We start from the raw sequence: 14900 nt of genomic DNA, 5'->3' as shown, positions 1-14900 counted from the left end.
CCTGAGACAGAAGGGCTGGGATCCGGGGCACGCTTCGGTGCTCTACTACAACCTCGGCGCGATCTACTGGAAGCTCGGCCAGAAGGACAAGACCGTCGAGGCGCTGGAAGCCGCGCTCAGGGAGGACCCGCGGAACGACGAGGCCCGCGAGCAGCTGCGCCTCGCGCGGGAGAGCCTGAGCAAAGTGGGGGATTGAAGGAGGAGGCACGCCCGGCCTACCCTGGCAAACCATGACCGCCCAGACGTTCGCGATCTTCTGCTTCGTAGCGTTCCTGATCCCCGTGCCCCTCCTTGCATGGCTCGACCGGCCGCGCGCGAAGAGCCGCGAGGCCGCGAAGCCGCCTGGGCCGCGCTGATGTACGCCGGGCATCTCGCGTTCGGGCTGGCCATCAAGGCGAAGGAGCCTCGCGCCCCCACCTGGGCGGTGCTCCTCGGGGTGGGTCTCCTGGACCTGCTCTTCGGCCCGTTTGTTCTGCTCGGGATCGAGCGCGTGACCATGACGCCGGGCGTCCCGCCGGGATTTTCCTTGGATTACATCGACTGGTCCCACTCGCTCGCGATGTCGCTCGTGTGGGCGGGATTGTTCGGGGCCGCGTTTCTCGGTCAGGGGCGGGCTGTGGCAATGGTGCTCGCCTTCTCGGTCTTCTCCCACTTCCTCCTCGATGTCCCGATGCATCCGCCCGACCTCGCGCTCTGGCCGGGCTCGAGCATCCACCTCGGTTTTGGACTCTGGAAATCGATGCCGGTAGGCTACTGGTGGGTGGAGCTGTGGACGATCGCGCTCTGCTGCGCCTACTACTGGGTTCGCGCGAGAAGGCTCGGGACGTTCGGGGGTCGGGCAGGTTGGGCCACAACCACCGTGCTCGTTTTACACATTCTCAATTCGCCCTGGCTCGCGCCCTCACACTAGCGCGCTAGCCGCTTCGGCGACCAGCCGCGGCCCCGCTGCGCGATCCGCCCCACAAACCCCGCGAGAATCCCCAGGTAGGGGCTCCGGAACCAACACCCCCGTCGTGCTTTGCGCACAGGGGGTCTCCGTGGCTCTATCCGGCCACCGCCCAAGCCACGTCGCCCACTAAGACTCCGTCCTACACGGCCCTCGTGCGAGAAGCAACCCGGCGCTCCCCCTCATTGGGCACGGCCGATGCCTTTGTCTACGCCCACGAAGTGTAGCCCCGGGACTCTCGCCGGCTGAACGGCGGCGCGGCTCCCCGAGGCGGCGGCCCATAAAGGAGAAAATCATGAAGTCCCGTGGCTCCCGGTTCGCACTGACTCTCGCCCTCAGCTTGGCGGCCCTGCTCGCGGTCGCAGGATGCTCCGATCTGCCGACGAAGCCCCAGCTCGACGGATCCAGCGCGACGGCCACGGACACGGCGATCGCCACCGATACGGCGCCCGCCGGGGTGCTGGGCCTCAATCTCCTTGGCGGCGGCTCCAATTCCACGACGACCAAGACGAAGACCATTGGCCTCCTCGGTGGCACCGTGGCCGTCGGCAATTTCACGGTCATCGTCCCGCCCGCCGCCCTTCTCCAGACCGCGACGATTACCGTGTCGCAGCCGGACCTCACGAAGCCGGTCGTCAACCTGAGCATCTCGCCGGCCTCGGCGAACCGGTTCCTCCTGCCGGTCCTCCTCGTGGCCGACGCGCGGCCGATGGACCGCTCGCTCCTCTCCATCGCCACGATCGGCTACTACAACCCGGCTACGGGTCAGTGGGAGACCGTGGCGGGCTGTGTGGTCAGTCTCCTCGACCTCACCGTCACGGCCCCGCTCTGGCACTTCTCGACCTACCGCGTTCAAGGTGGAGGCAAAGCAGGCTGGTAGCATCAGGGCAGAACTGAGGTTAGGTCCCACCACGCAACCCCCCTCGTTAAGGAGACGAGGGGGGTTGCCGATATTTCGGAGGGGATAAGACTCGGGGGGATCACGATGTACAGGCGCTATCGATATTTCATCTACTTTCTGGGTGCCCTCGTGCTGGGCTCGTTCCTGCTGGATTGGCTCACAAACTCGGTCCGCGTCCCGTCGCCTTCGCGCCCCGGGGACGGATCTCCCATCGCCGAGTCTCAGCCGGCCGGCATCGCCGCCCCTCCCGCTCCTCCGGCCGACTCGTTCGGGTCCCGTCCGCCGTCCTACGCGCCCTCCTATGTAAACCCGTCGGTCCGGGACGAAGAGCGTCCCAAGCCGCGCGAGAGCCAGCCTTCGGACGGCTCGACTCCGCCCGGGATCTCAAACTCCTCCGACCTGCCCACGCCGCCGCCGATCGGCTCCTCTGAGGTCCCCGATACGCCGGATCGCGACAAGACCACGACCTCGCCCAAGAGCAGCAACGCCGCGCTCCGCGAGATCATCAAGCCGAAAGGGCGCTGATCCGGCCACACGGCCGCGCCACAGCAATCCTCGCAGATGAATTGACGATTGTTTCAGCGCGGACTTAGGTACATCGTCCCCGGACGGTCGCCTCGCCAGTCGCTCCGGAGCAGCCCGCGGAAGGCCAATGATCGGCAAGATCCTCTCCCATTACCGCATCACCGAACAGCTCGGCGCCGGCGGCATGGGTGTCGTCTATCTTGCCCGAGACGAGCGCCTTGACCGGGATGTCGCGCTCAAGGTCCTGTCGGCGAGCCTCGTCGCGGATGAGGCCGCGCGCAAGCGTCTCCGCAGGGAGGCACGCGCCCTTTCGAAGCTCAACCACGCCCACATCAACATTATTTATGACTTCGACTCCGAGGGCGGGGTCGACTTTCTCGTCATGGAGTTCGTCCGAGGGGAGAACCTTGCCCGCCGGCTCCAAGCCGGCTTCACCGAGGCGGAGGTCCTGTCGATCGGCGTCCAGATTGCCGAGGCTCTCGAGGAGGCACACGCCGCGGGAATCGTCCATCGGGACCTGAAACCGGGGAACGTGATGCTGACCGATCGGGGTGCGGTGAAGGTCCTCGACTTCGGCCTCGCGAAGACACTGGAGCCGGATCTGCGGAACACGGAGAGCCTCACCCAGCCGGGAATGATCGCCGGGACCCTGCCGTACATGGCTCCCGAGCTGTTCCGCGGGGTTGAAGCGGATGCGCGCGTCGATATCTATGCCTTGGGTGCCGTGCTCTACGAGATCGCGACCGGCGCCCGCGCATTCGCGCAGGACACGACCGCCTCGCTCATCGAGGCTGTGCTCAAGGATTCCCCAAGAAAGCCCACCGCGATCGCGCCCAATTTGTCGGAGGGCCTCGAGGGGATCATTCTCAAATGCTTGGAGAAGGACCCCAGCGTTCGGTATGCGATGGCGAGCGAGGTCGTGGCGGCCTTGCAAAGCATCGGCGCCACGCGAACGACCCTGGCCGCCCCGCGCGCTCGCCGCCGCCGGCCATGGGCGATGGCGGGGGCGATCGCCGCGGTCGTGCTCGCGACGGTCGCGATCGTCGTCGCTTCCCGCCTCGGTGTCTTGCGCGGCCCCGCTCTCGGGCGCATCGAGTCTCTTGCCGTGCTGCCCCTCAACGACTTGTCGGGCGGCTCGGAGCAGGGCTACTTCGCGGATGGCATGACCGACGCCTTGATCGCGCGACTGGCGCAGATCGGCAGCCTGCGGGTGATCTCGCGGACATCCGTCATGCGGTATCGAGGAACCAGCAAGGCACTGCCCGACATCGCGCGGGAGCTCCACGTGGACGCCGTGGTGGAAGGCGCGGTGCTCCGCTCGGGCAGCCATGTTCGGATCAGCGCGCAGCTGGTCGCGGCGGCGGAGGACCGGAATCTGTGGGCGAACACATATGAACGAGAGGTGGGCGATGTCTTCGCGCTGCAGCGGGATTTGTCGGAGGCGATCGCCGGTCAAGTTCACGTCCGACTGACGGCGAAGGAGAGAGAGCGTCTCGCACGCGCCGGCCGCGTCAATCCCGAAGCCTATGACGAATATCTGAAGGGTCGCCACGAGTGGAGCAAGCGAACCCAGGCAGGGCTCGAGGAGGCGCGCCGGCATTTCCTGAGGGCCGCCGAGATCGATCCGCAGCTCGGGCTCGCTTACGCCGGCCTGGCCGACGTCTATGTTCTCCTCGATCTCTACTCGGGGCTACGGGCGGACGAGGCCCTGCCGCGCGCCGAGGAGGCCGCGCGGAAGGCGCTCGAGATCGACGATCAGCTGGCGGAGGCCTACCCGGCGCTCGGCATGGTGAAACTCTACCGCCGGTGGGATTGGGCCGGGGCGGAGGCCGATTTCAAGCGAGCCATCGAGCTTCGGCCGAGCTACGCCACGGCGCATCACTGGTACTCGATCCTGCTTCGAGACAAAGGGCGGTTCCAAGAGGCGATCGCCGAGGCGCGGCTCGCTCTCGAGCTCGACCCTCTCTCGCCGATCATGAACGCCAATCTCGGCGACGTATTCTTTTTCGCCAGACGATACGACGACGCGATCCGGCAGCATCGGCTCGGACGCGACCTCGATCCGGCCTTCGCGCCGACGCATCTCTATCTCGCGATGGCGTTCGCGCAGAGCGGGGCGATCGATTCGGCGATCGCGTCCTGCAATACCGCGCGAACCCTCGCGGGAGGCGGATCGTATGTCCTTGGAGGGCTCGGATACGCCCTGGGCCGCGCGGGAAGGAGCCCGGAGGCCGGGCAGGTCCTCAAGGAGCTGGAGGGGCGTTCCGCTCAAGGGCAGTCGGTCCCGTTCGACATCGGGTTGGTCTGGGTGGGATTGGCGAGAGCCGGCCAATCCAACGCTCGCGCTCGTGACGAGTGCCTCGATTGGATCGAGAAGGCGTGCCGGGAGCAGCCCTCCGGCGTCAAGGATCTCGGGGTGGACTCGCGTTTCGACGCGCTCCGGGACGCTCCCCGGTTCCGGCAGATATTGCGGCGACTCGGATTGGGCTAGAAGCGCACGTAGTGCCCGGCCCAGAGACTGACGGCGCGGAGCCGATTACCGTCGAAGCCCGCTCCGGAGCCGGGCCCGGCCAGGTCCGTGTACCGCAGCCCGAGATCAAACGCCACTCTCGGCCGTAGGTAATATTCGATGCCCAAGGATGCGGTCGCTCCGCCCCCCCACCCGGAGGTCACAATCTTCGACTTCGTGCCGGGGATGCGCTGCCTCGATTCCCAACCGCTCGGTCCTACTCCGAGCGTGACGTAGGGACGCAGGAGACCCTCGGGCCCGCGAACGGCGACGTTGGCGGTAACGGGATAAACGAAGATCGAGCCCGCGCCCTTCTCCTGAGTCTGGAATTTCTGGTAGCCGCCGTTCAGCTCCAGCGCGCCGAAGCGGGCTTTCACCCAGAGATTCCGCCACAACAGGAAGCCGACCGAATTCCCATACCGGTCCGCGAAATCCCCGCGTGGGAATCCGACGTGAAGCCCGAGAATCGGGGAGCCGATTCCTCGCTCGTTCCAGCCGCTTCGAGGTGCGAGCCCGAGGCGTTCCAGCTCCTGGCGCTCGAGCGAGCCGCGGGTGTCGTTCACATATCGAGGATGGCGAAAGATGTAAGCGTAGTACCACGGTTGGAGCAGGTCCTCCAGGTAGGACCGCATCGCCGGAATCCGTCGCACGCGATAATTGGGATAGGCGAGGCCCGGCGCGGCGCGGTTCCAGCCGGCGTTGAAGGCCGGCCCGAAGGGCGCGCGATTGCCCACGTCCGTCAGTTTGATGACCGATGCGAGCGAGGGGCCGCTCGGAAATCCCCATCTCACCGGGAGGAGGAGCGGAGCCCAATCGCGAAGAACCTCGGGGTGCGCTCGATAGTCGATCCGGCTCGCTTCGGGAGTCACCACCGCGCGGAATTGGTCGTGGGACACGATTCGGTCCGCGTCGGCCCCCGGCCCCGCGACGCTTTCCGTATGGCCAAGCGCGGCGGCCGCCTCCCATTCGCCGGGATAGGGGTAATTCCCGTGCGAGCCGGAGTTGTGATCCCCGTTGATCAGGCGCATCGGGTAGTCCGAAACCATATAGGCGCGCCCGCCCACGTACACGACGGGATGCGTCCCGTCCTGGATCTGTGGGAGGTATTTGCCCTGAGGGAGGCGCACGCTCCGCCCATGGAAGTAGTAGTGGATCTCCCGGATCGAAGCGCGGTCTTCATTGAGGGCCACGTTGACGTGCTCCCAATCGCCCTCGTGGTCGCTCATGTAGTCGTTGAAGGGGTAGAAGAACCAATACTGGAGCACGACGCGCCCCGTGGCGTCGAGGTACGGGTGGACCCACGTAACCGGCGCCGCCCAGCGGGCGCTGTCGGGTCCTTCGCGGAGCCGCCCGTATTCCTTCCACCAGTGCCGGGGGGACTCTCCAGGGAAGTCGAAATACCAGATTTCGAGGTGATCCGGGTCGCTCTGATACTGGGACGCCGCGTCCACCAGGCGCGCCAGGGAATCCGGCGCGAGATCGCGGAGGGGGACGCTCTCGTACGACCGAAGCTGGTACGGCGCCGCGTCGATCCGGTCGATGTGGAGCGTGTCGGCGAGCACCCAGGGGTCGCAGGGGACCAGCTGGTATCGCCGGCCGCCGACACGGATGGCATCATCTTTTGGAAGCACGAGGGTCGGCGTAAAGCGCCGGACGAGCGCGTCGAGGGAGTCCCGCACTTCCTCGGATATTCCGTCCCCGCGCCGGCTCTGTCGGCCGTCCCCGAAAAGCGAGTCGGCCGCGGCCCGAGCGCCCACGAGCGGCGGCCTCTGGTCAGGGCGAATGACTTGCAGGTAGGCGGTCCGCTGACTCCGCGATGCGGCGCAACCGGTGCTGCACAGCGCCGCGGCGAGGAGGGCTCCGGCGATCGCACGCTGCCAGCAAGGAGCCCCTGCGGTACCGCTCGAGACGAACATCACCCGCACCCCTCCCTTCACACCTTGACCGGTCGAACCTTGCCGGCGCAGAGCTTGGCGCGGCGGCGCGCGTCGGCCACGTCGGCGCCGTAGGCCAGGGCGACCCCCATCCGGCGCCGGGTGAAGGCCTCCGGCTTTCCGAACAATCGCAGGTCGGATCGGGGCACGCGCAGGGCTTCGTCCACGCCCTCGAACGTGATGCCCTTCCCATCCATCCCGCCGTAGATCACCGCGCTCGCTCCGGGGGAGCGCATGTCGGTGCTCACGGGGAGGCCAAGGATCGCTCGCGCGTGGAGGTCGAACTCGCTCTGCATCTGCGTGACCATCGTCACCATTCCGGTGTCGTGCGGGCGGGGGCTCACCTCGCTGAAGAGAACGTCGTCGCCCCTCACGAACAGCTCGACCCCGAAGATTCCGCGCCCACCCAGCTCGTCGGTCACGGTCTTGGCGATGTTCCGCGCCCGCGAGATCGCCGTATCGGACATCGGCTGCGGCTGCCAGCTCTCGACGTAGTCGCCCTTCACCTGCACGTGGCCGACCGGCTCGCAATACGAGGTCGCTGGCGTGCCGCGCTCGTCCAGCGAGCGGACCGTGAGCAGCGTGATCTCGTAGTCGAAGCGGACCATCTCTTCGACGATGACCCGGCCGCGATTCACGCGCCCGGAGCTGATCGCGTAGGTCCACGCCTTCTCGACGTCGCCGATCCGATCGAGCACCGATTGCCCCTTGCCGGAGGAGGACATGACCGGCTTGATCAGACAGGGAAAGCCCAGGTGGGTCGCCGCGTTCCGGACCTGCTCGGCGGACTCGGCGAATTCGTACCGGGATGTCGGGAGGCGGAGCGTTTCCGCCGCGAGACGGCGTATGCCCTCGCGATTCATGGTGAGCTGGGCGGCGCGCGCGGTGGGAATCACCGTCGCGAGGCCCGCATCCTCGATCCGCTTCAGCTCGTCCGTCGCGATCGCCTCGATCTCCGGCACGATGATGTGAGGGCGCTCCGCCTCGACAAGCGCGCGCAGCGCGGCGGCGTCCGTCATGTCGATGACGTGGAAACGGTGCGCGAGGTGATGCCCCGGCGCGTGGGCGTAGCGGTCCACCGCGATCACCTCCACGCCCAAGCGTTGGAGGGCGATGATGACCTCTTTGCCCAGCTCCCCGGCGCCCAGGAGCATGACCTTCGTCGCCGTTTCGGAGAGCGGGGTTCCGATGCGCATGGGGACCTCTGGTGTCGGTGTGTAGGGAGCGCGGAGCGTAGACCGGTTGGGAGCGGGACGCAAGCGACGGAGGGGGGCTGCCGGCGCGACCCTGGCGCCCCTCAGCGCCTTGGCGCGGCTAAAGTTACGGATGTATCGGGCCGATCCATACCGCGATATGGACCAGAGCGCGCCGCCGAATCAAACAGGGCCCAAGGTCACTCCGGAACGGCTTCGCGACCAGCTCCTCGCGGCCGATCTCGATATGGTATCCGCCTGGGCCGAGGCCCTTGTGCGAACGGTGGAGACATACAGGCTTCCGACCCGTGAGGAAATGGTCCTTCAGCGCCTCGCGGACGACCTCGGCCTGCGCACCCAAGCCTGCCTGCGGCAGTTGGGGGACCTTACGATCGCGGTGGGGGAATCCCACTTCTCCTATACCGGCCACGTCGTCTACCACACCGCGACCGAGAAGGAATCGATTCCCGCCGCGCTCTACTACGCGGGCGTCCAGCAGCTGACCCTGCGCCAGGGTGTCGACTCCGGTGAATTGCGCGCGCTCGTGAATGTCTTGAGATCGGCGTCCGACGAGGGCGAGCAATGCTCGGACGACGCGGTGACGCTCCTCTGGGATCAATGCTTCGAACGCATCGAATACACCTGCGTCTCGGCGGCGGAGCTGGAGCTCCGCGAGCGCTCCGAGTCGCCGGCGAGCGGCGCCGCTTCGGGAGACCATGGGATTCCATGGCCGCTGGGAACGGACGACGATCCGGATCGCGGGACGGCTGAGAGAGCGCTGCCCACGGGGCGGTCGGACGACTGGGCATTCCGGACGGGGGATACGCCCGATCGCCGGGAGTATCCCGAGAATCGATTCGCGCTCACCGACGTCGAGGCGGAGAACATCCGCATGGTCGCGAGGATCGAGGAAGTCAACTCGCCCCAGGACCAGCTCTTGGAGATTTTCTCCATGATCCTCCACGCGGAGGAAAGCCCGGTGGAGTACCTCGAGATGGCCTCGACGATGATCCACCTTCTCGAGTACGAAATCGAGGCAGGCAACGTGGAGCGCGCGAGGGACCTTCTCGAGCAGTTTCGCGCGATTCCAAGCTCCAAGGCCGCCTCGCAGGGGGAATTCCAGGCGGCGACCGACCAGGTCATTCAAAAGATCGCCCGGCCCGACCTCATGGTCCGGTTCGCCGCGGCGCTCCGGTCACGGGCGGACATCAACTTGCCCGACCTCACGAAGTTCTTCGTTCTGCTTGGGACCGCGGCCGCCCCGACGCTCTGCGACCTCCTGGGCGAGGCCCAGGATCGAAGGACGCGGCGAGCCCTGTGCGAAGCGCTCGCGATCTTATGCAGGAGCAACGTCGACGTGTTGATCCAGCGTCTCTGGGATCCCCGATGGTTCGTCGTGCGAAACCTCCTCTTCGTCCTCGGCCGGATCGGGCACCAGGGCGTGGAGCGCGCGCTGGGCGAGGCGCTCTACCACCAGGACGTGCGGGTTCGGAGGGAAGCCGTGCGTGCCCTAAGCGGCATCGACAGCGCCGTGAGCCGCGCCTACTTGAACTCCGCCCTCCGCGACCCCGACCGAAGCGTGCGCATCCTCGTCGCCCAGACGGTCGTCAAGCGGGTGGACGAACGAGCGGCCCAAGTACTCTGGAGCGTCATCGAGTCTCCGGAGTTCGCCGGCCGCGACGCCGAGGAGCGAACCTCGTTCTTCATGGCCTTCGGCCGGGCGGGATCGGACGCCATGGTGCCGCGCCTGGAGAAGATTCTGACGCGCGGAGGATTGTTCCGCTCGGGTCCGGAGGGTGGGCGGGGGGAGGCGGCGATGGCGCTCGCATGGATCGGGACGCCGGCCGCATTCGCGATCCTGAATCGCGAGGTGACGAGCGTGCGGCAGGAAGTGCGCCGCGCGGTCGAGCAGGCGCTCGAGGCGTTGAGGAAGGCCAGCGAGATGCGCAAGCCCGCGGGCTGATCGAGCCAACCCAACGAAGAGGTGAGAAGGACCCCGGCGGCAGGCGTCGCCGGGGTCTTCGCGTTTCCGGCATTGCGTCCGATACGGTGCAGTGTACGGGGTGGGACGCGCCCGGGCCCGTCGGGCCGCGCTGGGGCCACTCCGCCCTCCCCGCGGGAAACCCCCGATACGGTTGAGCCGTGGGGAGTTCGGGGCCCTTTAAGGGGGACGGGGGACCCGTGTGGCATATGCCATGCAGAAAACGCCCCGCGGAAGGAGGTACACCATGAATGCCAGGGACATGAACGGCGGGACCCGGAGCTACAGGGAGCAGACGAATTTCGTGTCGGAGACGAGGGACTACATCGTCTCCGCGATTGGTGGAGTCGGCGATGTCGGGAAAGCCACCGTGGACGCAGTGAGCGGAATGCTCGCGCACTCCATCAAAGGCACTCGCTTGGTGGGATCAGAGCTTCTCGGCCTTGTCGTCGACACGATCACCGGGGCCGTGCGCGCCGTGAGTGATGTCGGCGGCGAAGTCGGCGGCGCCGCCAAGTCGATCATGGTGGGCGCCCTCAAGGGCACCCAGCAAGTCGGCAAGGTCGGCGCGGAGACCGTGAGCACGAGCGCCGCCGCCGTGGTCAAGGGGGCATTTGACGTGGGCGGGAGCGTTGCCGAAGCCGCGAAGGGAGCGGTGGAAGGCGCGATCGAAGCCGCCCGCGATTTGGGCATGAGCGCGGAAGAGGCCGCGTCGGCCGCCGGTTCGGGCGCCATTCAGGCGGCAGGCGAGATCAGCTCCAGCGCATTGGAGCAGGTCCAGACCGTCATGACGAAGACGATCTCGGGCGTCAAGGTCGTGCTCAAAGAACCGTTCCGGCCGGGGAGCCGGAACGTCGACCGCGCGCGACCGCGCGGCTGATCCACGCGCCGGGCTCCGGCGGCGGAAGCCGCCGGGGCCGGCGCATCTCATCATGCGTCGATTCTTGATCCTGATCTGCCTCGTCGCCTCCACTACCGGAGTCCGCGAGGCCCGCTCGGCCACGCCGCTGACGACGGTCCGCATCGCCAGCGGCCTCAGCATGCCGCTCTACGTCGCGGCGCCGCCCGGCGACACGACCCGCCTCTTCATCGTCGAGCAGCGCGGCACGGACAATCGCGGCCGCATCAAGATCTTCAAGAACGGCGCGGTGCTGGGCACGCCGTTCCTCACGACCGGTCTCCTCGCGACGGGGGGCGAGCAGGGGCTCCTGGGGCTCGCGTTCGCGCCCGACTACGCCACGAGCGGGCGTTTCTACATTGACTACAGCGACTCGACGGGGGCGGACGTCGTGGCGCGGTACACCGTCTCCGGAAACCCCGACATCGCCAATCCGGGCGGGACGCGAATCCTCACGATCCCGGACCCGTACGACAATCACAACGGCGGATGGCTTGCGTTCGGTCCGGATGGGTACCTCTATGTCGCCACGGGGGACGGAGGGAGCGGTGGCGATCCGGAAGACCGGGCGCAGAACTTGAATACGCTTCTCGGGAAGCTGCTCCGCCTGGACGTGAGCGGGGCGGGCTACACGAGCCCGCCCACCAATCCGTACTTCGGAGCGACACCGGGCCTGGACGAGATCTGGGCGTTCGGGCTCCGGAATCCTTGGCGCAACAGCTTCGACCGGAAGACCCACGACCTCGTGATCGCGGACGTGGGCCAGAGCCAGCGCGAGGAGATCGACTTCGTCCCCGCGGGGACCGGAGCGGGCGCGAACTACGGCTGGCGCTGCTTCGAGGGAACGCTCGCCTTCGCTCCGAGCACCACGACCCCGTGCGGGTCGTGCTCGGCGCCGGGTTGTCCCAAGGTGTTCCCTGACTATGAATACGGGCACACCTTGGGCCGCTGCGCGATCACGGGTGGGTACATCTACCGGGGCTGCGCCATTCCCGACTGGAGTGGCGTGTACTTCTTCGCGGACTACTGCACCGCGGAGATCTGGTCGGGTCAGTTCCAGGGCGGAACGCTTACGAACGTGACGGACCGCACGGCCGAGCTCGCGCCGGGCGGCGGGCTCGCGATCAACAGCATCACGAGCTTCGGCGAGGACGCGCGGGGCGAGCTCTACATCTGCGACCAGGGCGGCGAGGTCTTCAAGATCGTCCCCAAGGCCCCGGTGCTCGAGGCGGACATGCCGGCGCTCCGGGTTCGCATCGCGCTGGGAGATACGCTCGGGTCGAGCGCGGTCGGGAACGCGATCCTTACCGGCATCGTTCCCTTCGCGGACGCAGGGAGCCGGATCCGGGGAGTCGGGTACCTCAGGGACGCGCGGATCCGCGATTGCACGGACATCTCGGGGAGCTGCCTCACGTCGCACGTCTTTTTGGATCCGTTCGACATCGATCTCGAGACCTGCGTCGATGCCGCCGCGGGCACGGTGACCCGCAAATTCGTGTTCACCAATCGGGCGTCGGGACCTCGCGACCTGACGTACGTCGACGTGATCACCCCGCGCCTTCGGGGCGATCCGGACGGCGCCACGACCGCCGCGCCTGCCGGCGTGGGGACGACGGCGAAGCTGGTGCAGTATGACGCGATCTCGCCGAATCGCTGGATCGTCCACTCCGGCTCGGGGTCCTTGGGCGCCGTCTACAGCGCCGACGTGGACACCGCTTCCCAGCTCGCCGCGCGCGTCGCCCAGGACCAGCCGCTCGCGGGCGGCACGTCCGCGGGGCCGGCCTTCGTGGGATTGGCGCTCGGGTTCGCATTCGGTCCGGTGGCGCCGGCCGCCCGCGAGAGCGTCACCGTGATCACGCGCGTCCAGTCGTCGGCCCCGACCGGAGTCTCCGCGCCGCCGGCGCCGCCGGCGCGGGCCGGCATTCGATTCCTGAGCCCCGTCCCGTTCCGCTCGACCTTGGATGCCGAGATCGAGCTCCCGCAAAACGAGACGGTCTCGCTCGACGTCTTCGACCTTACCGGGCGCCATGTCCGTACCCTGAGGCGGGGACTCACGTACGCGGGGAAGACCCCATTCCGATGGGACGGCAGGCTGGAGAGCGGCGCCAGCGCACCGTCCGGCGTCTACTTCCTTCGCTTGCGCGGCGTCGGGTGGACGCTCGCGCGGCGGGTGGCGCTCGTGCGGTAGACGGCGCTTCCGCGCGTCCGGCGGGTGGCCTAAACTCTCCACCCGCCCATGAAGAAGGCCGCGAAATCCCGGGGGAGAGCCACACCATCGACCGCTCGCCGGCCTGCCGGCCGCGGCGGAGCCACGGGGGCGCGGACCTTCCTCCCTCCGGCAGCCCTCGTCTGGATATTCCTCGCCGCGCTCGCGCTGCGCGTCGCGAACATCCTCGCGATGCGCCGGAGCCCCTACTTCACCCATCCCATCATCGACGCGTGGACCTATCACGACGCTGCGCGGTCCATCCTCGCGGGGCACGGCCACCCCGACGCCGTGTTCTGGCAGCCTCCCGGGTACTCGTACATCCTCGCGCTCGTCTACGCGATCACCGGCCCGACCGATTTCTTCGCTCCCCGCCTGCTCCAGGCGATCCTCGGCTCGGCCGCGGCGGCCCTCACCGCGTGGATCGGCGCGCGCCAGTTCGGCCCGCGCGTGGGGTTGGCCGCGGGAATCGTTACGGCGTGCTACGGGACGCTGATCTACTTCGACGGGGAGCTGCTCGGGGTCTCGTTCACGATCGCGCTCCAGCTCCTCGCGGTGGCGCTCGCGATCGCGGCCGCTGGGGCCGCGCGACCGGGCCGATTTTGGGCCGGCGCGGGCCTCGCGGCGGGGGCCGCGTCCTTGGTGACGGCCACAACCCTGCTGTTCGTCCCGATCTTCGCCGCGTTCGCGAGACGCCACGCGCATGTCGTGATTCTGGCCGCGGCACTCGTCATCGCGCCCGTGACGATTCGGAACGCGGTGAAGGGCGGGGAAGCGGTCCTTATCTCGACCAACGCGGGAATCAACCTCTATATCGGGAATAACCCCCGCTACGAGGAGACGGTCCAGATCCGGCCCGATCATCATTGGACCGAGCTGACCAAAGAGCCCTACGAGCACGGAATCCGGACGCATAGCGGCTGGTCCGACTATTTCGCCCGGCGGGTATTCCAATGGGCGCTGGAGGACCCAATCGACTTTCTCCGGCTCCAACTGAAGAAGGTGCGACTCCTCCTCGGGGGGGATGAGATCTTCAGGAATCAGGCCATCTATCCTTCCCGGCAATACTCGCCTGTTCTCTCGGTTCTGCTCTGGAAGGCGCCGGGCCTCGCCTTCCCGTTCGGCCTGCTCGCCCCCCTCGCCGTGCTGGGACTGGTGGTGGCGTGGAGGCGCGCCCCGCTTCTCGCGTGCCTGGTCGTCGCCTACGCGCTCTCGATCGTCGCGTTCTTCGTCGCCGCCCGGTACCGCGCCCCGCTCGTCCCGTATCTCGCGATTTTCGCGGCGGAGGCCGTCCGCTGGTTTGTCACGGCCGCGCCGGCGCGGAAGGCCGCCTCCCTGGCGGGGGTCGCCGCGACCTATGCGGTGTGCAATCTGGGCCAGGGCGGAATGTCGTCGCGAATGAACGCCGATGCGGAGTATTCGCTGGCGGCGATGCTCCAGACCGAGGGGCACGCCGGCGAGGCGATGAGCCACTACAAGATCGCCTTGGAGGACCGGCCGAGCTACTCCGAGGCCTGGGTGAATCTGGGCGTCCTGGAAGCATCGCAAGGGGACGTGGCCGCGGCGTCGCACGCGTTCGAAGAGGGCTTGAGGCTCGACCCCAACGACGCCACGGCCCTCATGGATCTGGCCGCGCTGCGGGAGCGGGAGCATCGGTGGGAGGAGGCGATCGGCCTCTACCTGCGCGCGGCGGCCCTGAGTCCCGGCGACGACGCTCCCGGGAAGCGCATCGCGTACCTGCGCGGGATCCTGTCGGGTCGGTAATCCCGGCGTGGCGGCGCCGGCCGGGGAACGGGGGATAGCGGCT

11 protein-coding genes are annotated in these 14900 nt (G+C 67.7%); 9 read left to right on the top strand and 2 right to left on the bottom strand.

The genetic code is table 11. From position 1 onward, the window contains the following. The 5 genes from E6K79_02705 to E6K79_02685 form a co-directional block, all read left to right on the top strand. Window positions 1–196, top strand: a 196-nt coding sequence (locus E6K79_02705; GenBank protein ID TMQ66280.1) for a tetratricopeptide repeat protein, incomplete at its 5' end; no start/stop codon positions are given. A gap of 99 nt (window positions 197–295) precedes the next feature. Further along, complete coding sequence (locus E6K79_02700; protein ID TMQ66279.1) at window positions 296–910, top strand: hypothetical protein; 615 nt, start codon at window positions 296–298, stop codon at window positions 908–910. Window positions 911–1320: 410 nt separating this feature from the next. Then, window positions 1321–1590 carry a hypothetical protein gene (locus tag E6K79_02695; protein ID TMQ66374.1) on the top strand — a complete coding sequence of 90 codons (270 nt, stop codon included), beginning with the start codon at window positions 1321–1323 and terminating at the stop codon, window positions 1588–1590. 341 nt (window positions 1591–1931) lie between these two features. Then, complete coding sequence (locus E6K79_02690) at window positions 1932–2372, top strand: hypothetical protein (GenBank protein ID TMQ66278.1); 441 nt, start codon at window positions 1932–1934, stop codon at window positions 2370–2372. Window positions 2373–2499: 127 nt separating this feature from the next. Continuing rightward, a complete protein-coding gene (locus tag E6K79_02685; protein ID TMQ66277.1) occupies window positions 2500–4863 on the top strand; it encodes a hypothetical protein in 2364 nt (787 codons plus the stop codon). On the opposite strand, the gene E6K79_02680 is transcribed toward E6K79_02685, so the two are convergent. Both E6K79_02680 and purT read right to left on the bottom strand, forming a co-directional pair. After that, window positions 4860–6638, bottom strand: coding sequence for a hypothetical protein (locus E6K79_02680; GenBank protein TMQ66276.1), 1779 nt, complete (start codon window positions 6636–6638; stop codon window positions 4860–4862). The genes E6K79_02685 and E6K79_02680 overlap by 4 nt on opposite strands. 176 nt (window positions 6639–6814) lie before the next feature. Further along, window positions 6815–8011 (bottom strand): formate-dependent phosphoribosylglycinamide formyltransferase, encoded by a 1197-nt coding sequence (purT, locus tag E6K79_02675; GenBank protein TMQ66275.1) that lies wholly within the window; start codon window positions 8009–8011, stop codon window positions 6815–6817. Between the two features lie 130 nt (window positions 8012–8141). Here purT and E6K79_02670 point away from each other — a divergent pair, with 130 nt between their 5' ends. From E6K79_02670 to E6K79_02655, 4 genes are all read left to right on the top strand, one after another. After that, the gene (locus E6K79_02670; protein TMQ66274.1) at window positions 8142–9971 is read left to right on the top strand and encodes a hypothetical protein; all 1830 of its coding nucleotides are present in this window, start codon (window positions 8142–8144) and stop codon (window positions 9969–9971) included. Window positions 9972–10236: 265 nt separating this feature from the next. Beyond that, the gene (locus E6K79_02665) at window positions 10237–10869 is read left to right on the top strand and encodes a hypothetical protein (protein TMQ66273.1); all 633 of its coding nucleotides are present in this window, start codon (window positions 10237–10239) and stop codon (window positions 10867–10869) included. A gap of 52 nt (window positions 10870–10921) precedes the next feature. Continuing rightward, a complete protein-coding gene (locus E6K79_02660; protein TMQ66272.1) occupies window positions 10922–13075 on the top strand; it encodes a hypothetical protein in 2154 nt (717 codons plus the stop codon). 660 nt (window positions 13076–13735) lie between these two features. Beyond that, complete coding sequence (locus tag E6K79_02655) at window positions 13736–14857, top strand: tetratricopeptide repeat protein (GenBank protein ID TMQ66271.1); 1122 nt, start codon at window positions 13736–13738, stop codon at window positions 14855–14857. Window positions 14858–14900: the final 43 nt, after the last annotated feature.

The organism is Candidatus Eisenbacteria bacterium (assembly GCA_005893305.1).
Taxonomy (GTDB): domain Bacteria; phylum Eisenbacteria; class RBG-16-71-46; order SZUA-252; family SZUA-252; genus WS-9.
This window is presented reverse-complemented; position numbering and strand designations above follow the sequence as displayed.

Excerpts from the sequence above, each read along its gene's own strand:
- E6K79_02690 (TMQ66278.1), top strand. The coding sequence starts at position 1,932 with ATGTACAGGCGCTATCGATATTTCATCTACTTTCTGGGTGCCCTCGTG.
- E6K79_02685 (TMQ66277.1), top strand. The coding sequence starts at position 2,500 with ATGATCGGCAAGATCCTCTCCCATTACCGCATCACCGAACAGCTCGGC.
- E6K79_02700 (TMQ66279.1), top strand. The coding sequence starts at position 296 with ATGGCTCGACCGGCCGCGCGCGAAGAGCCGCGAGGCCGCGAAGCCGCC.
- purT (TMQ66275.1), bottom strand. The coding sequence starts at position 8,011 with ATGCGCATCGGAACCCCGCTCTCCGAAACGGCGACGAAGGTCATGCTC.
- E6K79_02665 (TMQ66273.1), top strand. The coding sequence starts at position 10,237 with ATGAATGCCAGGGACATGAACGGCGGGACCCGGAGCTACAGGGAGCAG.
- E6K79_02660 (TMQ66272.1), top strand. The coding sequence starts at position 10,922 with ATGCGTCGATTCTTGATCCTGATCTGCCTCGTCGCCTCCACTACCGGA.
- E6K79_02670 (TMQ66274.1), top strand. The coding sequence starts at position 8,142 with ATGTATCGGGCCGATCCATACCGCGATATGGACCAGAGCGCGCCGCCG.